We start from the raw sequence: 21230 nt of genomic DNA, 5'->3' as shown, positions 1-21230 counted from the left end.
CTTTGTCTTTGAGAATACTTTATTCCATAGGAATTTATATTACAAGTTTTATTTTAAAACTGGCTTCTTTATTTAATACCAAGATAAAACTAGGTACAGACGGTAGAGCGGAAACATTTCAAACACTTAAAAATTCCCTTAAACACGAAGATAAAACCATGTGGTTTCACTGTGCATCGTTAGGTGAATATGAGCAAGGCTTACCTGTTTTTGAAGCCTTAAAAGAGAGATATCCCAATTATAAAGTTGTTTTATCTTTTTTTTCACCTTCGGGCTTTGAGGTTAGAAAAAACACAAAAATTGCTGATGTTGTTGTTTACCTTCCATTAGACACTAAAGCAAATGCTAAACGCTTTTTAGATATTGTAAATCCGGTTTATACCATATTTGTTAAGTATGAGATTTGGCCAAATTTTTTAAATGAAATAAAAAAGCGCAATTTAAAAGCTATACTGATTTCTGCTGTTTTTAGAAAAGATCAAGCCTTTTTTAAATGGTATGGTGGATTTATGAAATCTTCATTATTAGCTTTTAATCATATTTTTACTCAGGATGAAAATTCTAAAATATTACTTAAGCAAATCAACTACATTAATGTTTCTGTTTCAGGAGATACACGTTTCGATAGAGTTTCAAATCAATTAAAAGTTGACAACACAGTATCATTTATTGAAACGTTTATTAATAAAAAACTATGTATTGTGTTTGGTAGCACATGGCCCGAAGATGATAAATTGTATCTAAATTTTATAAATAAATACTCAAATAAAAACATAAAATTTATCATTGCTCCGCATAATATAAAAGCGCGTTATACGTCTTCTTTAAAGTCTCAAATAGATTTAAAAACTATCAGCTTTTCTGAAATGGAAAATCAAAACTTAGCCAATTACGAGGTATTTATTTTAGATACTATTGGATATTTAAGTAAGATATACAGCTATGCCGATATTGCTTATGTTGGTGGTGCGGCAGGCTCAACTGGATTACACAATATCTTAGAACCTGCTATTTTTGGAGTTCCGATAGTGATTGGTAAAAACTTTGAGAAATTTCCTGAAGCCAAAACACTTGTTGAACTTGGTGGTGTAAAGTCAGTTTCTAATTCTACACAATTAGAGTCTATTTTATCTCAACTACTCGAAGTAAAATCTGATAGAACTAAACTCGGCTCAATTAATAGTAGTTTTATCGAAAAAAACAGAGGTGCCGTCATCCAAATACTTAATTATATACGTATATAGCACAGATGTACGTTGAAAAAATCAAAAAATAATGTTAAAATTTCAATGAAATTAGTATTTTCGTACATTAACAATTAACACTAAAACTATAAAAATGAAAAAAGTTGTATTAAGTTTAGCACTAGTTGCAGTACTTGGATTATCATTTACTTCATGTAGAGAAACAGCAGACAAAGCTGAAGATGCAGTAGAAAACGCAAAAGATGCTGCTGAAGAAGCTGCTGAAGATGCAAAAGATGCCGCTGAAGATGCTGCTGACGCAGTAGAAGATGCTGTAGATGATGCTGCTGAAGCTGCAGGTGATGCTGTAGATAGCGTAAAAGAAGGAGCAGAAGACATGGCAAATGATGTTAAAGATGCTGCTAATGATGCAGTTGACAATGCAAAGGAAGCTGGAAAAGATGCAGTAGATGCAGCTAAAAAAGCTGGAAACGATGCTGTTGATAAAGCTGCTGAAAAAGTAAAAGGCAACTAATCACCTTTTATTTATAAAAACTAAAAAGCCTGATGTAAATCAGGCTTTTTTTATTTAATATTTATTTCTTTCATCTACTTTGTAGATTCACTCAATTTAACCTCACTAGGCACAACTATAGTTTGCAATTTGTGCTCGTTGTTTTTCATATTATCAATCAGTAACTCAATAGACATTTCTCCTATCTTATGAGCCTTTTGATGGATTATAGAAATTTTAGGAGAAGATAATAGTTGTGTGTGCTCATAGCCAAATCCCAGAACAGACAATTCTTCAGGTATTTTTTTACCTATTTTTTTTGCCATATTAATAGCAACTATCCCAGTAACATGGTCTATGGATATTACGGCATCAATATGTTTATGCTTTTTTAAATAATTGTATGTTTTTGTTTCAATATCAAGATCAATAGCGTTATCGAGTTTTAGAATATTAGGATTTAAATTATGCTCTTTTAAAGCTTTAGAATAACCTTCTATTCTTAACTTACCAACGCTTAGCTCCTCAATATTACTTACTAATAGAATGTTCTTTCTTTTTTCTTTTTTAATTAAATATTCAGTCGCTTCATAAACAGATTGAAAATCATCGACAATTACCTTATCGCAATTAATTTCATTAACAACCCTATCGAACATTAATACAGGGATCTTACGGTCAATCACAGTTTGTATATGTTCTGTTTGCATCTTTACTTGGCCTTCCCTTGCTACAGCCATTATAAATCCATCGACACTTCCGTTAGATAATAGCTCTAAGCTTCGCTTTTCTTTATGTAGAGTTTCGTTGGATAAACAAACGATAATATCATAATCGTTGTTAGCAGCAGCCATCTCAATACCATGCAATACTTCAGCAAAAAAAGGGTTTGTAACAGTTGGCAGTATAACACCTATTGTTTTAGTTTTATTGGTCTTAAGCTGTTGCGCTATCCTATTGGGTTTATAATTTAGCTTTGTTGCTAATTCCTTAACTCTAACTCTTGTGTTCTCACTAATTTCGTGGCTATCATTCAATGCTTTAGAAACCGTTGAAACAGAAATATTTAATAGTGCAGCTAATTCTTTAAGTGTTGTCATGTTTTTTTAATCTTTCAATAAAAAAGAGCGTAGAATATACGCTCTTTATTTTTATTATAAAACAAACATCAAATTAGTTTTTAATCAGTTTTACTGTTTTAACTCCTTTTTCTGATGTGATTTTTGTTAAATATATTCCGCTTTTTAATTCTGAAGCATCTATGAAAACATTAGAATCGTTAGGCTGAATTTTAAGTACTTGTTTTCCTAAAATATCAAAAACTTCAATATTTGTTACGTTTTGATTTGAGCTAATATTCCAACTATCTAAAGTTGGATTAGGAAATACTTTAAAATTATCTGTCTTAAGAGCTTCTGGAGTACTTAAAGCTTGTTGTGGAGCATTCCAAACAAAATTTACAGTTTTATTGCCATCTACTTTAATATATCTATTTGTAAAGGTTCCATCAGTAGCAGTTTGCACATCACCAGGATTGAATGCTTCTTGATCATCCCATCCATTAACCGTAAATTTAAATTGGTAAGAGTATTCTTCTAATGATAAAGTTGTCTCCCAAATACCACTACCCATATCTGTCAGTTCGTTTCCACAAGCACCGCACCAAGCTCCAAAACCTTGTGAATTATGATTTTCACCATTAACATAAACAGTTCCTAAAGTTCCTCCGTATCCACTCATATCTATGGATAATGTTACTGTAAAAGGACCATCATTACCATCATTAGTTTCGGCACACGCACCAAACATAGTTGTTGGCAATACTATATCAGAACCTGCAACAACTAATCTTCTATTTGTGTTTCCATAATTAGTAATGGTACAAACATCTCCTTGGGTAAAGGTATCTTGTCCTGCCCAATTATCGAAAGTAAACTTATACTCATGTTCACCATCCATTACTGGTAAGGTAGCTTCCCATATTGTACCAATGGTATTTGTTAATGGATTTGCATCTCCGCTCCAAGAATTAAAACTTCCACTAACATAGGCTTGTGTAAATGTTTGACCAGCCATATCTACACTAAAAGTAACATTGCTTTGTGCAAAAGAAACCATACTAATTATTAGCATAGAGATTAAAAAAGTAGTTTTTTTCATATTATTATTTATTTAGTTAATTCTGTTAAAGATATTGAATGATCTCTATTTTAAAAAAGAAATCACCTATACAAAACCCATACAACTATAAATACAAAAAAGAGCATATACTGACATACGCTCTTTAATTGCAAATGAAATATGATAATCTAGTTTTTAACTAGCTTAATAGTTTGATCACCGTTAATGGTTGAGACTTTAGCTAGATAAATACCATCATTTAATCCCGAAGCATCAATTTCAACCTCTATTGCATTCGGCTTTATGGTTAAAACTTGTTTTCCTAAAATATTGAATACTTGAACAGAAACAATATTATGGTTTTTAGTTTTTAAATTCCATACATTATTTGTTGGATTTGGATATATGCTATATTCTGACAATTCGAAATTATCATCGCTTAATGTAGGTGCAACATTAGAAAAATACAAATTATCTATATATACAGTCCCAGAGAATAAATCTGATGGTACATCGAATTTGTATTGAAACCAATTTACAGGATCAAAGTTTGGATAATTAGTTGCAAAAAATGAACGTGGAATAACCACTTGTTTCCATTCTCCTAAAACAATTGGTTCGTCAACTCCAATAGTATAAAATGCTTCTTGATTTGGTGCTCCTTGACTGATAATATCTAAATAAAATTGTGTAGCGTCAGTCGTATAATATTGAAATGATATAAAATCATCAAAGCCCGAGACATCAGTTGGGTTATTTTGACCAGCACCCCAACCTGGAGCAAAGTCAAACCATAATGCTAAATTAGTTACTGTAGGACTTGAATCAAAATCTTGATCGGCTCCCCCTAATTCTCCAAAAGTATAGTCATATTGCATATTATTAGTATAACCTGGTGAATCACTGTATAAATTAAATACATTAGCATCTGGTGTACTAGGTGTTGGAGCCGGTGTTGTAGGTGGTATAGCTGGTGTAATGTTTGTTCCTCCTGCTAAATCATCAATTAAATATGTATCTATGCTAGTATTATTAAAATCAGTGAATATGACCACAAGGTCGTAAGTACCCAAACCAGGTCCAAAATCTAATGTGATGTCTTGCCAATCAGTCCCTGTGGTAGTAAATGGTAATTCTGTAATTGGACCAGAACCACCTTCAAATTTTAACAAATGACTACCGCTTCCTGTTCCATTAACTGGTTTAATTCTAAATGTAATGGTATTATTAGCATCATCTGAAAGATCTAAGAGCGTTCCTAAAGTTAACTGCGCCGTGTCAAAAGGTAAACCTCCACCTATTACCTGCCCAACTTGGTTGCCTGCGTCAACTATAATACTAAAGCCACAATCATAGCAGATAAAAGTATCATCAGCTATTTCAAAATCAATAGGAAACTCTGTTGAAGGTGGTGGTGGTGGCGCCACATTTGTTCCACCTGCTAAATCATCTATTAAATAAACATCATTACCTCCATTATTAAAATCAGGAAAAATAATTAAGTTATCATATACTCCTAAACCAGCTCCAAAATCAATTGAAATGTTTTGCCACCCTGCACCAGTAGAAGTAAATGGCAGCTCAACAGCAGGTCCCGAACCTTCGAACTTTAATAAGTGTGTTCCGCTTCCTGTTCCATTAACAGGTCTCCATCTAAATGTTATAGTGTTATTGCTGTCATCTGAAAGATCAATATTTTCTGCTAAAAGCCCTATAGTTTGAATGGTATCGAAATTAGCTCCAGAACCTGAAATTGAACCAACAGCATTACCAGCATCATCAGGATCTACGGTTAAAGCAAATCCGCAATCAAAACCGGTAAAAAAGTAACTTGGATCAGAAGATTCATCAAATGAGTACGGCAAAGATTGGGAAAGCCCAACATATCCAGTACATAACATAAATAATAAAGTAATTTTTTTCATAGTCAAGGATTTAATTAATATTGCTTGTGAATTTTATGATTACATCAAAAAAACTATTATAATAATGCAATCTTCGTAAATATAGAGTCAATAAATTAGCAAATTGATAATTAGAACTATATCAAAACCATACAAAACTCTATTTTCTAATTTATCAATTACCTATATCTGTTTAGCCCAATGAATTAGGGCAGAATACCAGCTTGAAAAGCAGAAACAAAAACTCTTAATTACTTAAAACACTGAAAATGTAGTGTTGATGTATTGGTGAAAATTTAAATGAAGTGGAAATGTTGTAGTGAATCTAAAGGTGAGAACTCAAATATGTGTGATTTTAGTAAGGTATTAGTTAAATTTTGAATTGCAATCGCTAATATTTTAATTTTTCATTTTTATCCCAAATTCCCCAATAAGCCCCTACATCTCCTTCTTTATCAACTTTCCAAGATTCATCAAAAGATGAAAAATAAAACATCTCAATATCTTCTTCTTTAGACCATTTTTGAGAATTTATAAAATATTTAATAGCATTCTCTTCTGACGGAAATGCACCTTGTAAACTAGAACCTTCACTTGGCCAACCTGTTTCGGTTATAATAACTTTCTTACCATTACCTGCTCTTAATGCTCTATTGTACATGTCCTTCATGTAAAGTAAAGAGTAATCTTGATCGCATCCCTCCCAAAATGGATAGCAATTCGCCAAAATAATATCACAAGCCTCTGTAAGATTAGGACGATCTGCAAATTCGTAGTAAGCATCTACATAGCCTACAGGCACCTTTTTAATGTGCTTTTTTACACAGTATATATGCTCTATTAGTTCTTCTTCTGATAAATCTCCACGATACATAACTTCATTACCAACTGCTGCAACATCCACGTAACCTTGGTTGGCAAGTTCAATGAGTCCTTCGATTTCATTTTCGTTAACTTCAAGATTATCACCTAACCAGGCGCCAACGAGTGTTTTTATACCCATTTCTTTAGCAATTATAGGAATGAGTTCATTGCCTTCAGTACATGAAAAAGAACGAATCCATTTAGTATATGGCTTAATTATTTCTAATCTGCGACGAATCTGTGATTCGGATAAACAATCGCCAGGTTCTTGTCCTTCTTCATAAGGACTGGAACATAATCCATGTACACCTGATTTTAATACTTTTCTGAATAATGTTCTTAACGCCTCAATGGTCATCCCTTCATAATCGATGGATGCTAATGCCAAAAATTTTTCTTCTCTTACTGACATTAATCTCTATTTTATTTCGTTTTGCGCTTATCTAACTGTGTGCGGATTTCGTTGGCACTGTCTTCAGTAATATTATAATTTCTCATAATGTACATAGCCACTAGTGTGCCTACCATAGGGAAAAAGCAAAAGAAAGCATGCAAACCATCTACGGCAGATTGTTGATCTGTAGTAGCTAACTCTGAATTAAAACCAACAATCCAAATAATAAGACCACTCAATGCACCAGCAATTGCAAAACCTACTTTAACCATCCACCAATAAATCGCACCAAAAATTCCTTCTCTTCGTTTGCCTGTACTTAATTCATCAACATCAATAATATCTGCAGTCATAGACATCATTATTGTAAATAAACTTCCTATTCCAAAAGAAAAAAATGGAAGCGCTATAATATACATCCAAGGTTTTCCAGGTACAAACAGAAACCATAGCATTATGTAGCCAATAATTGATATTCCTTGAGCATACATAAATGCTTTTTTCTTTCCTAAAATCTTAGACATCCAAGTCACTACAGGTATCACAATAAATGTAGTTCCGAGAGCTCCCAAACAACCAAATAAAGACACCCATATACCAGTTGCTTCAGCATCACCATTGAATAGTTTATATACAATCACAAAAAATGTAAGTGCTGCTACAGTATTAAATGCATTAAAAATTAAAAAGGTAGCTCCGCATATTTTTCTAAACTCTTTAATCTTAAAAGCTTCAGAAAAACTATCCAATATTTTTTTAAAACTATTACCAATATTCGCTGAGTTTAATGGCTCATAATCTTTTTGAAGGGTTGACTCGCTTTTTATAAATAGTGCTGGTACCATTGCACAAATTGCACATGGGATTGCCACCCAAACTGACAATTGTCTTACAGCTACATCAGCAGATGAAAACCAATTAGGGTCGTACATAATGATCCAAAATAAGGGCGCTATTACCCATGCCCATTGTCCTATAAATTGAGCTATTGCCATAATATGAGTACGCTCATGGAAATCATTACTCATTTCATAACCCATAGCTACATAAGGCACACTAAAAAGAGTAAGACCCAAATAAAAAACTAATGACCACAAAAAGAAATACCAAAAATTATATTGCAAAGAGTTTTCTCTAAAAAGTTGCCACATAATAATGTATGAAATTCCCATGATAATGGCACCTATAAACACATACTGTCTCCGACGTCCCCATTTAGACTTTGTATTGTCAGAGATAAAACCCATAATAGGATCAGTGATAGAATCGAATATTCTTGGCGCGAAGAAAATAACGCCCCACATCCATCCGGGAAAACCTAAATCCTCTACCAAAACAACCATAAAAATCCCCATAATAGCAGGAAACATTTGATTAGCAAACATTCCGATACCAAAAGCAATTTTTTGCCCGATTGGAACTTTATTTATAGCTGAACTTGACATATTTATCTTGTTTTAGTTGGAATTAGAATCGTTTGTATAGCTTGTTGGTTAATTTTTACTTTTACAGTTCGTTCACTAAGAGATAAAGTAAAGTCCTTTGGTGTTTCACCTTCATTAAATAATACCACTGCTATTGATCCATCAGGATTTTTCGCAGCCGTAACCATTAAATCCATATCTGTATTTTCTACTCCAATAACTTCTGCTCCTGGTCTAATGTATTTGCTAAAATGTGCCATGGTATAATACAATGGTGTAAAGTAAACCTCATCGGCTTCTGGGTCTACAATAACTGGTGCTACACACCAATTTTTAAACCAGTTTGGTCCTCCTTGTCGGTCTAAAACCATATTCCAATCGACCCAACCATCTACCCAATTGTTAAGGCAGCCAATAATATCTCTTGCATAGCGATTTACTGGTGCATACTTTGGATGTAAATGTTTATCTTCTTCTGATGCCCAATCCCAACCCCAATCTGTAGCTTCTTTTCTCCAATACCAAGCATCATCTTTCCATTTTGGGATTTCAGAATCTACACACCCTTCGGTCTCTATTAAATATTTATTTGGTGCTTTGTTATGAGCGTATTGTAATTCTTCGGGAAAATAATCATAGGTACTTTCATACCAATGAATGGCTAATCCATCAAAATATTTTGAGGCCGCTTCATCTTTATACATTTCATCTACCCACTCTTTTATCCCTTTTCGGTTTTGATCGTAACCCAAAATATTAACGTTTGCGAAACCATCAGCTTCCAATTTAGGGCCTAAGTGATTTTGTACAAAGTCTGTTTCTTCTTCTGGAGAAAAGTGCATACTTTCCCAATTGTTCCCGTTTCCATGTGGTTCATTAACTGGTGTTAGACCCCAAATATCAATTCCCTCTGCTTTATATGCTTCTAGATATTTTGAAAAATACAGTGCAAATGCATCGTAGTATTTTGGTAGTAATTTTCCGCCTACATATGCCTTATTATCTTTCATCCAAGGAGGTGATGTCCACGGTGAAGAAATAATTTTAAATCCATCTTTTGAAACCTTCTGAGCATCCTTAATCATTGGAATTAAATCATCACGATCGTCATCAATGTTAAAGCTTTTCATTTCCATATCATCTGCAACAGGTGCATATGTATAATTGTTTAATGAAAAATCGCAAGAAGCAATATGTGTTCTTGTTAAAGAATAACCAGCACCATCCTCAGCAAAATAAGCTTGAAGGATAGTATCGCGATTTTTTTTACTCAACTTATTTAATAAATAGGCTGAGGATTCTGTAAAAGAACCTCCAAAACCTGTTATGGTTTGAAATTTTTGCTCTGGCAATAGCTTTATAACCGTTGAAGAATCTACTTTAGAAAACTCAGTAATTCGTGTGAGTTTATTTCCATTTTCTGAAGTTTCATAAATTTCAACGTGTAAGTTTTTAATTTCTTTTTTTTCTGAAGTACAACTCATTACAGTAAAAATTAAGAGTACGATTATGCTATATCTTGATAATTTCATTTGTCTTTAATTAGTTGTTTTTATTTACAGATGTATAGATATCTTTTACTACTGTGTATACTTTCTTCTTATTTCTATCAATATCTACAATACCCCAAAACTCTTCATTAGGACTACCATCAAAGGGTACTCCTGTACTGTTTGGTGCAGTTCCACCAGTGTCTTGCACGTCGTTATTTCCTGCTTTCCACCAACCATCAGTAAATTGAAAAAGTGTTACTCCAGAACAAATATCTTTACCTTTAAATGTGGCTTTCAAAATAATTTCCGTGGCATCTGCTTGTGCCTTTTCATTAATGCCTTGCTCATAGCCTTGATTAGCAATTTGCATATAACTATCTGCTCCTGTTTCGGATAAATACATGGGCTTGTCACTGACTTCTTTCCACTCTTTAAAAATGGTTTCTGGTCGTACTGAACGATATACATTCATACCCCAAACATCAATATTAGCACCCATAGAACGAGCTAAATCATCTGGTAAATCTCCATGTGCAGTGGCCACAGGATGTAAAGTGTCGTTCTTATGAATTACAGCAGCAGCTTCATTCATGGCTTTATACCAATTTTTAATGTCTCCGTTAAACCATTCAGGATGATAATTGTATTCATTCCCTAGTTCCCACATTAAAATAGCGTTGTGATTTTTGAATTTATTGACGTAATCTATAAATGTGCCTGAAAGAATATCATTTTTTCCACCTTGGTTATATCCAAAACCAATAATTACTTTTAGTCCAACACTATCAATTTTATCCAAAACATTCTCATCTTCAATTGGCTCATAAACTCTAACTGTATTGATACCCGCTTCTACCATCAGTTTTAGATCTTGAGTTAAAGACCCAAAATCTCTTTTAGATTTGCCCTTTGATACTGGATGATAGCATATACCTGTAATTAAATAGTCTTTATCATTAACCATTAATTGTCTTCCTGTAATAGATACAATATCAATCTTTGGGGTTTCTGTATTTAATGAAATTCCCTTTTTATTCGATTCATTTTTACACGAAACAAAAGCAGTTAGACTAATTATTATGGCTATTAATTTCTTCATTCTAATCTCTTGGATATTCTGTATTTGGCACTAAAACATCTTTCATTAATGCTTCAAGGTTTCCGTTATAGGTTTTAGTAATTGGCTTTCCATCTCTGGTTAAACCATTAAATATTCCGTCATCTACTAAACTCCATAACGGATATTTTGCTTCACTTTGTAGATTAATGAGACCAAAGTGGTTTTCTGATCCTAAGGGGTTTTGTCCATCCTTCCATTGCTCATCAAAAGCTTCGAAATAGAAACATGAAATATTTTCTTTCTTGGTCCATTCTCTCATATGCTTGTGATATAAGCCTTGCTTATATTCGTCCGTAGCTCTCGAACCCTCTTTTCCGTAATGGCCATTAGACACTGACGCCCAACCAGTTTCACCGATATGAATAGGTTTGTTTACGCCAATACTTTTCATATAATTTGAAACAGAATCATATTGCGTTTTGGCAAAATTTAATGCTCGCAACATGGCAGCATCTATCTTTTCTTTATCCGTTAAATTTTCTTCTATTTGTGGTATTTTCCAAAATTCTGGGTTGTAATGAGAATTATGATATGGGTAAGTATGCATAGAAATATAATCTACCGCATTGGCTAGCTTTTCTAAATCTTCTGTATGGTAACTTGCATCTCCACCACCCCAAGATGCATAATCATCTGAACTTGTAATCCATAAATCTGCTGGTAATTCTCCTGTTTTCTTTAAATCTTGAAGATGATTTACCCATTTTAAAATAATCCATGGTTGCACAAAATAACTAGTTGCCCATCTTACCATTGCTTCGTTACCAACGGCCAAAATTTTAACGATGTCTGGATATTGTTTAGCTAATGAAACCGCTGTATTAACCTCAATAGGATTTCTTTCACTTTCTTTACTATGGTCTGGCTCACCATTTTCCCAATTAAAAGCAGATTTACAATCTATCCAAATCCCTAGCATTACATACATCTCGAAACTAGCATCTTCTTTTCTTAATTCGGTTATTGCTTTTAAGAGATTTGCGGCTTGATTAAAATGTACATTGTAAGTTCTTAATATTTTTACACCCATGGCACTTAAGATTTTCATATCTTCTTTAAGTTCAGCAATAGTTGGTTGTACTTCTCTATTCTTTTCTCTATAACCTCCATAAGAAATCGCTAAATAATCCGGATTTCCTAAAATATCTTTTGCACTCACAGCTTGTTCTTCTTTTACAATTTTTTCGTTGCGCTCTTTTTTTGTGTCATTGCACGAAAAGACTAATGACATAACCAATACAAATGCCGCTAATTTTAAACTGTTATTCATGTTTAAACCTGTTGAATTATTCTTTAACTGATACAATTATTTGATTCACTTCGCCTGCACGATTAAATATTTTAGCACTAATATTTTTATCTAGTTTTAGTTCATTAAAACTTAAAACCGAACCCTCATTAAATTTAACTTCTAAACTGTTTTTATCTTGAAGCTGGTAAATAATAGGTACTTGGCAATAGGTAAAACATAATGATCCTTTTAAAAGTTGAATTGTTTTTTTCGTTTTGTCTATTGCAGTGTACACGAATTCTTTTGGTTCGCTTAAAAACTCTTCTTTTCTTAAAAGTCTTGGGTTAAAATACAGTGAACCTTCAGTTACAAACACACCTAATTCCCCAAAACGACATAAAACATCTTCCTTAACTTGACCCGTCATTCCTGGTTGTTGTGCACCTTTTCCACCTGGTGTATGAGAATATGGATCTGTTGGAAAAGCACCATACAATTTTGGTGACTTGTGTACTCCAATACCTTCGTTAATTTCGTAATAATGTTCTAATAATCTTCCTATTGTTTCTTCGCTTTCATTTCTCGCTACTGCTAACAAACAATTTTCTTGAACCGCTAATAATAATTTAGACACCATGTGCCAATAAATGGACCCTAAGCCTTCATAACCGTAAAATGTACCTGAGCGACCTGTAAAGGATTTATGATCGAACATCTCCTCAAAAATATCTAATAACAATTGTTTCTCAGCTTCGATTAAGACTTCGTATTTTCCTTTTGGCAACCCATTTAATGCAGCTTTTAAACTGTCTGCATTATTGAAATTACCATTAAAATGATACTGACCAGTAACATCCTTTTCAATAATCTGTGTGTTATTATCTGAAATTAATTGCGTCAATAATTTTGAATTTGCAACAGATTTAGCAGGAATAATATTCTTATCCACAAAGCGCGACAATTCCTTATTTGGGTATAAAATATAACTATATTGATCGTGTCTAAAGAGTGCACTAGCTTTTAATCCATCTAATAAACTTAATGCTTCTTTTGGTTGTAAATATCCTGAACTTAAAACAGCAACTTGTCCTTCTAACATTTCTGACAAATATGAAATTGATACTTCTGTATCATTTTCAACCGTCATTAAATTGTATGCATGATATAAATTATCTGATCGTTTATTGGCTTTTATAGTATGGTCTAAATAATCTTTTAATTCTTTAAAAAACTTTAATAAGTCATCCTTAGAGATAGATGCTTTATCACCTAAAAAACCAGCTTCATAAATCTGTAATCTGTATTCACTACCAGCAGTTCCTAAACCATCTAAAATGGTTTTTCGATCTTTATCTGACACCTTACCCGAGAGTACACTTCTATTGGCATTTAATGTATTTACAACAGCTTCAAAAAACGTTTTTAATTCTATTGAAAGATCGTATTTGGCTTCTGATGCATTTTCTACAATAGCTTCAAAGAATTTAATAAATCGTCTTAGATAATATAGGGTAACCATAGAAACTCCATTGCCAACTAAGGCGTTATTAGCATCGTTCCATTCTGGTCGTTGTGTATTTAACCAAATACCTCCTTCTGGTATAAAATTAGATACCTTAGCTAATACAGTAGCTAATAATTTTTCAACTAAATTAACTTTATGAATAAAGTAATTTTGGTCTCTTAATAAAGCTCCATCAGCACCTAATCTATCTTTTATTTTATTTATCTTTACATCTAAATCATAATCAAAATCTATAGTATCCTTTGGGTTTTTTAGCGTGTCTTGATAACTCTTTATTTTATATGGCACATTAGCATAAACAAATACATCTTGAGTGAAATTGTTTGCTAGTTTATTAGGGTTGTGTTTCTCAATAAACTCTAAAAACTTCAATAAATAGATGATTTGATGATCGCCCCAATACCCAATGTAAGACCAAGGATCATCTGCTTCGATAGTTTCCCAATCGAACCCGTCTTTTGTTACTCGATAAGGGTTATAACCCTCGAAAGTAGTTGCATTAAAGAACTTATGGATCATCCCTTCCATAAAGGCAGGATATGAATGTGCAAGGGTTTCCCAATTCTGAAAAATATCTCTCCAATTCCCTTGGTAATCTAAAATTTTGGAACCATCTACTTCACTTCGTGTATTTATAGAAAACTTATTCCATGGTCGGCTTGGATCTCCATGTCTTCTACTAAACTTCAGCGGTAAATATTCGTAGCACAACCTTTTAAAATTGCTATCCTCGTCTTTATCTGCAATGTTCTTAATATAATCTACGTTAAAGATTTCTGGTAAATTATTTAAAATATCTTCTTTGCTTTTTGAAACCTTTGTATTAGCCTTAGCGATATATTTTACAAAATCTTGTTTTTCGATGTTATAATTATCATCAAAGATTCCACCTCTCATAATATTAAAAAGGGTATTGGCAAAATGCCTTGTATCCCTTAATGTATCATCTGTTAATTGAATTCCATCAGATGCACCAACTAATTCTAAAAGACTCCTTGTACCAGCGTCAATATCTTGCTGAATAAGTTCTTTGAGATTACTATTGCTTTTAATTTTTTCTGAGATATCGTTTATAGCACTAATCGTTTGATTGACATTAGCCACAAACATCCAACTTTTTTCTTCTTCTGGATTTAAGCTTAAATCTTTTGAAATAAAGTAAGCACCTTTTTCTGCTCTTATATCTTCCTCTTGTGTTATGGTTTTACCATTTCTAAAATTATCTAACTGTAAAGCCGATATTAAATGTGTAGGGTTTTCTATTCCCGTAGACCAAACCGTATTTGCTTTTAAAGCTTCACTTGGTTCTGCTCTATCTACAATTATAGCGCTTAATGCGAATATCCCAATTCCTGTATCGGCTTCTAACTCACACTTTTTATAAGCGTCAATAAGGTTACTTGTTGCATTTTGAAATACTGAATCTAAACCATAAGGCAAAATATTTTGTATACCATCTAGAATTGTTGCTTCAACTTTTTCATTGGTATTATTAATAATATTAGCCTTCCTAACAAAACCAAATTGATCACTAGTGTTCCATTGGTATCTAAAAGTTAGTCCTAAATCTTCATTGATTTCTTCAAAAAGTACTTTATTACCACAACTATTTTTATACAAATTTCGTTTTGTAGCATAAACACCTTGATAGCGATTTGAAAATGGCTCCCAAAGAAAAGTTTTTCCGTCTTTATGAACCTGAACAATAGTCTTACTTCCTGTTGTTTCTAGTGATTCTGTTATTTTATCATCTGTATAATATGGGAACAATGCATTATTAGCATCTTTTCTACCAGCCGTTAATGCTCCATTACTAGAAATAAACAACCAGTGATTAGAGTTACTTACCAAACTCATAAAGAATGGTCTCATTTTATCACTGTTTGATATTTTATAATAGGTCTCACCTATAATTGTTACCAATTCTCCTTTCACTTCTAAGGTATCAAAAGCTGCCAGCTTTTCACCTATGTATATTGGATTCTTACTCATTAATTCTTTTTGTGTCTCTTCGGTGTATTTATGAAATAAAGTATCATTCATAAAAAAGTTCTACATCATTTTAATGGTCATTAAAGACCGCTATATTCAAATTAGTTTGAAAAGGTCGAACCCATTTGTTCGACCTTTTAGATAGTTGCTCATAAAGACTACTCATAGATTTTATGATTCAATTTTTTTTTTATCATTTTATTATTGATAAACTCTTATATAATCTACTTCCATTGTATCTTCAGTAAATGCTGGATTAATAGTTCCGCCTAAAGTTCCTCCCATTGCAATGTTCATTATAAAAAAGAAATCTGCATTAAAAGGTAAATCAGGGTTATTAGCTAAAGTCATATAAGGAACCTCATCTAATGAAATTTTAATAGAGGTTTCATCCCATTCAATTGAATATAAATGAAATTCTGTTGAAGCATTTGCTACAGCAGTTGTTTCTCCATAACTAGCATTTGCATTAGTGCCGTTATCAAACCAATGGCATGTTCCTAAAGTAGTCCCTTTATCCCAACCAGTTTGCTCCATTATATCCATTTCACCACTTTGAGGCCAACCTACAGTTGGGAAATTAGATCCTAACATCCATAGTGCAGGCCATGTACCTTCTGCCGAAGGTAATTTTGCACTAATCTCAATTTTACCATAAGTAAATTGTTGAAGTCCTTGTGATTTTATTCTTGCAGACGTATAACCTCCACTACCATCTGCTTTTGCTGTTATTTTTAACACACCTCCTTCTACAATTACATTTTCTGCATTACTTGTATAGGTTTGCACTTCACCATTTCCCCAGCCACCTGCACCAAGATCGTAAGTCCAGTTTGCGGCATCTGGCGCACCATCTGTATTAAACTCATCTGACCAAACTAATTCATAATCAACTACATTTCCACCTTCCTCTGAAGTTAAAATAAAACCCCAATCAAATTCTCCGTTACCATCGGTTGATCGCACGCTCATTTCATTAGCAGAACGCATTTCAATTTTATAAGTATGATCTCCACCTATATAGTAGCCTAAAAACGCAATACCAGATAAACTTAATGTTTCAACACCTCCTGGCGCAGAAAGCGACCATTGTGCCGTATAATCGGAATAAGGATAATTTTCAATATCCGCACCATTTGCTGTACCAGGACCACCAGTTCCGTTTAACTCGTCGATTAAAACTTCGCGACCAAACACAGTGCCATCTGTATTAACTCCTCCATCATCATTTGTACTATTGGTAATATGTGTAAATGTACCATCTACATTAAAAATATAGCGATCATCATACATACCCACTCCAGCTTTCTCTTCTGCACTAGCTTGATACCATTCATTAAAACCGCCACCAACTGGACCTAAACCAAAATGACTACCTGTTTCACTTTTAATTCTCCATGTTCTCGAACTGTCTGCCGTAAGCATTGTAATTAAATCTGCTGGTGGCTCATATAATGAAAGCACGTCAACATCTATTGTCTCGCTAGTTGATGCACCACCAGTACCAAAAGCAATTACAGTAACCGAATACGTATTTAAACCAAGGTTTGCGAAGTTGTAACTCTGTTCACCATTTGGTGCTGAAGTTCGTGATCCATTATACACATATTGATATGAAATAGCATTAGTTGCTGTTGTCGTAAAATTTACGACTCCACTACCATCACCATTTGGGTTATTAGCATCAGCACCAACAATATCAACAGTAATTTGAATATTACTTGGTGCAACAACTTCCCCAAAATCTGCATCATCTTCTTGACAGCTAGTAACCACTAAAAACATGGTCAACAAACTGTATATTATATATTTTAAATTCTTCATAATTAATAAATTAGTTTGTTAAAATAAAATCATCAAAATAAAACGTTTCACCTTGACCTAAGTTTCCAAAATCTGGAAAAACAATTACATTGCTATATTCAATTGACGTACTAAATGCAGTAAAACTTGTTAGGTCAAAACTTACTTCTTCCCAACCATTAGCAATAGTTGTTGTTCCTATAACTTCAACAAATACACTTGGGTTTCCATTACCATCTGGTGGTGAATTCACATCTTCCATTTTAAATAATACAGGAACACCTGATCTAGGAGACCATACTTTTATTTTAACAATTGTTCCATATGCAAAATCTACAGGAGCATCTAACGGCATAGAAGCACCAGCCCATACTTGAGAGCCCGTTGGTTTTTGAATTTCTAAAACATTTGAGGAAGTATTTATTCCTGAAGAATTTGGGTTAGCAATAACTGTAGCCGGAATTGGTCCGAAACCAGGATCTCCAAAACCTGACCATGTATAATCTAAAGCATTGGTTTCAAAATTTATTGGAAACTTCTTAGATGCAAACTCTATATCATCGAAATAAAATGTTTCTCCTTGTCCTAAATTACCAAAATCTGGAAAAATAATTACATTTTCATAGTTGATAGCAGTATTAAAGCCACCGAATGTAGTCATATCAAAAGATAATTCTTCCCATTGGTTAGCTGTGGTTGTATTGGCTATAACTTCAGCGAATACAGAAGGATTACCATTGCCATCTGCCGGTGAACTTGGATCTTCTGTTTTTAACAAAATAGGTACACCGACTCTTGGAGACCAAACTTTAATAGTTAGTGTAGTACCGTTAGTCGCAAAATCTATCGGGCCATCTAAAGCCATTGAAGCTCCCGCCCATACTTGTGAGCCACTAGGCTTTTGAATTTCTAAAACATTTGATGTTGTATTTATTCCTGTTTGATCAGGATTAGCAATAACTGTTGCCGGAATTGGTCCAAAACCAGGATCACCAAAACCTGACCATGTATAATTTAAATTAGCATTATCAAAAGTAACAGGTAAGTTATTTAGAACAGAAGGGTTTTTCCAAAAATAGATGTTATCTATAAATACTGTTCCGGCAGCCCAAGGTGTACCTACAAATTTTAATTGAAAAATCTCTGTAACTGTTAACCCTTGATCTGTATAATCTGAAATTGGAATTTCAATACTTGTCCAACTATTTGGTGTTAATGCTGAAGTAATCGGTGCTTCTGTAACCGTACCAGAAGCATTGTTAATTAAAGATGTTTCTATATCTGTAACTGCTTCTGCTGTCCATACATCTAAATGAAGGTATTCCATTTGCGATACATCTACTGTTGTTCCATCTGCAAGTGCAATTCCTTGGTAACTTAGATTAATATATTGTAACATATCATCGCCATCTAAATTATACATTGCCCAAGAACTTCCTTGTCCACCTTGTCCCCAATCTGGGAAATAATTAGTGTCTGGCACGTCATTATATGCTGCACTAAAAATAGATATTACATCAGCATCATTTCTAGCAGGAGGTGCCGGAGCAGATACAACTGGTGCTTCAATAGCAGTTACTTCAAACGCTTCTGTATAAGTTGTGGTTTCAATTGCAGAACCCATAGCCACTACTGTGATAGTATATGTACCAGCTTCTTGGTATATATATGAAACTGTATCACCTATATTTCCACTTACTGGTGTATCTTCTCCAGGCTCACCGAAATAAACATCATAGCTCATTGCAAAGTCTGCTGTTGCTGTAACATTTACTTGTTTTGAAACTGCTGCATCATTTTCTATTGTTACCACTAGATTTTGAGGTGCCTGAAAAGACACAACTAATTGTTGTTCGGCTTGTGTTGTTAAACCATTAATACTTGTAGCAGTTACCGTAACCGTATGTGTTCCTTCTGGATAAACATTGTCTACAGATTCACCAGGATCTAAACTTACAGATTCGCCTGAGCCATCACCAAATAATATATCGAACTTTGTAGCTCCTACCGCTGTAGGTGTAATGGTAACAAGCCCTGAATTGTCTTGTGTAGTTCTAAATTGCAATACAACTTCGCTAGGAGCATCTGCATTATCAACAAATTGGGTACTGCGTTCATCCTCTTCACAGCCTAAAAATGCAATGAGAAAAAAACTTGCTAAAATTAATTTAATATTTTTCATTTTTCTTTTTTTTAATATCCTGGATTTTGTTCCCACTGATTACCAGCTAATTGAATTTCTATTAATGGTATTGGGAACACTTCGTGCTTACCCGCTTCAAATCCATCAATTTCAGCTGCTGCTCTTCCTGTTCTTACCAAATCAAAGAAACGGTGACCTTCGCCAACCAACTCTACTCTTCTTTCGTGATAAATTGCATCTGTTAATGTTGCACCTGTAGCACTCACATTATTATCTGAATTACCAAAAGCACGTTCTCTAACTCTATTTAAATACATTTGTGCTCTAGCGTCACTTACGTTACCTCTATTAAGTGCCTCTGCAGCCATCAATAGTACATCTGCAAACCTAATAGCTCTATAATTATTAGGATTAGTAAGGTTAGCATCACCTGTATTAGCATCACCTTGTCTTGAGATATACTTTCTATTATAATAGCCCGTATGCTCATAACCTGTACCAAACGTTGCTCCTGTATTTGCAGCCCAAGTCTCAATATCCAAGATTGCAGTTTCTAATCTCATATCACCATCTTCAAACTCATCTACAACTTCTTGAGTTGGTACATTAAAACTGAAACCAGACTCAAATAATGGTCCATTGTAATTTCTTATGCCATTAAATCCAACAGCTACATTTCCTTCACTACATTGTAAACAACCAAAACCAGCACCTTCTTCATCAGTGTATTGTACTTCAAAAACTGATTCGATGTTATTTTCATTATCATTCTCAAACATGGTACTATAATCTGATAACAAATCATATGGCCCATTGTCTATTAAATCTTCTAATACGGCACCAGCTTCAATAAATTTGTCTTGAAATAAATATACTTTTCCTAATAATGCTTGTGCAGCACCTTTAGTTATTCTTCCTGTTTCGGACTGTACATATGGTAAATTATCTGCTGCAAATATTAAATCTTGCTCTAATTGAGTATAGATTTCTGCTTTTGGGGTTCTTGCAATTGAAAACTGGTCACCAAATTGAATACGTCTATCAACAGCAAAAGGCACATCTCCAAACCACTTTACCAATTCGAAATAATAATATGCTCTTAAGAATCTTGCTTGAGCCAAAACACCTTCTTTACCAGGAAAATCTGTTTTATCCTGAAATTCCATAATATAATTAGCTCTATTTACACCAGCGTACATCCAATTCCAAAGCGATCTTAATTGAGCATTTATTGGAGTATGAATCATATCATCAATTTGCTGAAAACCAGGTACATCATTTGCATTCTCTCCACCACACAATGTATTGTCTGATGCTATTTCACCTAGCAAAACATTTTGATATGTTGCTTGTAATAAATCGTACGCACCAATTAAGGCGTTTTGATAGTCTTCTTCTGAATTGAAATAATCTTCAGAATTTTCATTGTTAGATGCTACATCTACAAAGTCGTCACTGCATGAAGCCATGACAAACAATGCTATAAAAATGTATGTAATTTTTAAATTTTTCATGGTT

General features: G+C 33.6%; 14 protein-coding genes. 2 read left to right on the top strand and 12 right to left on the bottom strand.

The features are described 5' to 3' along the window. The first annotated feature begins 8 nt into the window (after nt 1-8). The gene (locus H8K90_RS13520; protein ID WP_186846527.1) at nt 9-1244 is read left to right on the top strand and encodes a 3-deoxy-D-manno-octulosonic acid transferase; all 1236 of its coding nucleotides are present in this window, start codon (nt 9-11) and stop codon (nt 1242-1244) included. 94 nt (nt 1245-1338) lie between these two features. Continuing rightward, nucleotides 1339-1719 carry a hypothetical protein gene (locus H8K90_RS13515; RefSeq protein WP_186846526.1) on the top strand — a complete coding sequence of 127 codons (381 nt, stop codon included), beginning with the start codon at nt 1339-1341 and terminating at the stop codon, nt 1717-1719. A gap of 74 nt (nt 1720-1793) precedes the next feature. On the opposite strand, the gene H8K90_RS13510 is transcribed toward H8K90_RS13515, so the two are convergent. The 12 genes from H8K90_RS13510 to H8K90_RS13455 form a co-directional block, all read right to left on the bottom strand. Then, on the bottom strand, nt 1794-2798 hold the full coding sequence (locus tag H8K90_RS13510) for a LacI family DNA-binding transcriptional regulator (protein WP_186846525.1): 1005 nt from the start codon (nt 2796-2798) through the stop codon (nt 1794-1796). 73 nt (nt 2799-2871) lie between these two features. Then, nucleotides 2872-3858 carry a T9SS type A sorting domain-containing protein gene (locus H8K90_RS13505; RefSeq protein WP_186846524.1) on the bottom strand — a complete coding sequence of 329 codons (987 nt, stop codon included), beginning with the start codon at nt 3856-3858 and terminating at the stop codon, nt 2872-2874. Nucleotides 3859-4007: 149 nt separating this feature from the next. Beyond that, complete coding sequence (locus H8K90_RS13500) at nt 4008-5744, bottom strand: T9SS type A sorting domain-containing protein (protein ID WP_186846523.1); 1737 nt, start codon at nt 5742-5744, stop codon at nt 4008-4010. A gap of 370 nt (nt 5745-6114) precedes the next feature. Then, a complete protein-coding gene (locus H8K90_RS13495) occupies nt 6115-6999 on the bottom strand; it encodes a glycoside hydrolase family 17 protein (protein WP_186846522.1) in 885 nt (294 codons plus the stop codon). Nucleotides 7000-7010: 11 nt separating this feature from the next. Further along, nucleotides 7011-8426: an MFS transporter gene (locus tag H8K90_RS13490; RefSeq protein ID WP_186846521.1), complete on the bottom strand. Its 1416-nt coding sequence runs from the start codon at nt 8424-8426 to the stop codon at nt 7011-7013. A gap of 2 nt (nt 8427-8428) precedes the next feature. After that, the gene (locus H8K90_RS13485; RefSeq protein ID WP_186846520.1) at nt 8429-9937 is read right to left on the bottom strand and encodes a glycoside hydrolase family 30 protein; all 1509 of its coding nucleotides are present in this window, start codon (nt 9935-9937) and stop codon (nt 8429-8431) included. A gap of 10 nt (nt 9938-9947) precedes the next feature. Further along, nucleotides 9948-10997 (bottom strand): glycoside hydrolase family 2 TIM barrel-domain containing protein, encoded by a 1050-nt coding sequence (locus tag H8K90_RS13480; protein ID WP_186846519.1) that lies wholly within the window; start codon nt 10995-10997, stop codon nt 9948-9950. A 1-nt stretch (nt 10998) separates the two neighbouring features. After that, nucleotides 10999-12288 carry a glycosyl hydrolase family 17 protein gene (locus H8K90_RS13475; RefSeq protein WP_186846518.1) on the bottom strand — a complete coding sequence of 430 codons (1290 nt, stop codon included), beginning with the start codon at nt 12286-12288 and terminating at the stop codon, nt 10999-11001. Between the two features lie 16 nt (nt 12289-12304). Beyond that, on the bottom strand, nt 12305-15766 hold the full coding sequence (locus tag H8K90_RS13470) for a hypothetical protein (protein ID WP_186846665.1): 3462 nt from the start codon (nt 15764-15766) through the stop codon (nt 12305-12307). Nucleotides 15767-15967: 201 nt separating this feature from the next. After that, on the bottom strand, nt 15968-17590 hold the full coding sequence (locus H8K90_RS13465; RefSeq protein WP_186846517.1) for a glycoside hydrolase family 16 protein: 1623 nt from the start codon (nt 17588-17590) through the stop codon (nt 15968-15970). A 10-nt stretch (nt 17591-17600) separates the two neighbouring features. Beyond that, nucleotides 17601-19751: a PKD domain-containing protein gene (locus H8K90_RS13460; RefSeq protein ID WP_186846516.1), complete on the bottom strand. Its 2151-nt coding sequence runs from the start codon at nt 19749-19751 to the stop codon at nt 17601-17603. Nucleotides 19752-19762: 11 nt separating this feature from the next. Beyond that, the gene (locus tag H8K90_RS13455; RefSeq protein ID WP_186846515.1) at nt 19763-21226 is read right to left on the bottom strand and encodes a RagB/SusD family nutrient uptake outer membrane protein; all 1464 of its coding nucleotides are present in this window, start codon (nt 21224-21226) and stop codon (nt 19763-19765) included. Nucleotides 21227-21230: the final 4 nt, after the last annotated feature.

Origin of the sequence: Winogradskyella echinorum (genome assembly GCF_014297365.1) — a bacterium.
Taxonomy (GTDB): Bacteria; Bacteroidota; Bacteroidia; order Flavobacteriales; family Flavobacteriaceae; genus Winogradskyella; species Winogradskyella echinorum.
This window is presented reverse-complemented; position numbering and strand designations above follow the sequence as displayed.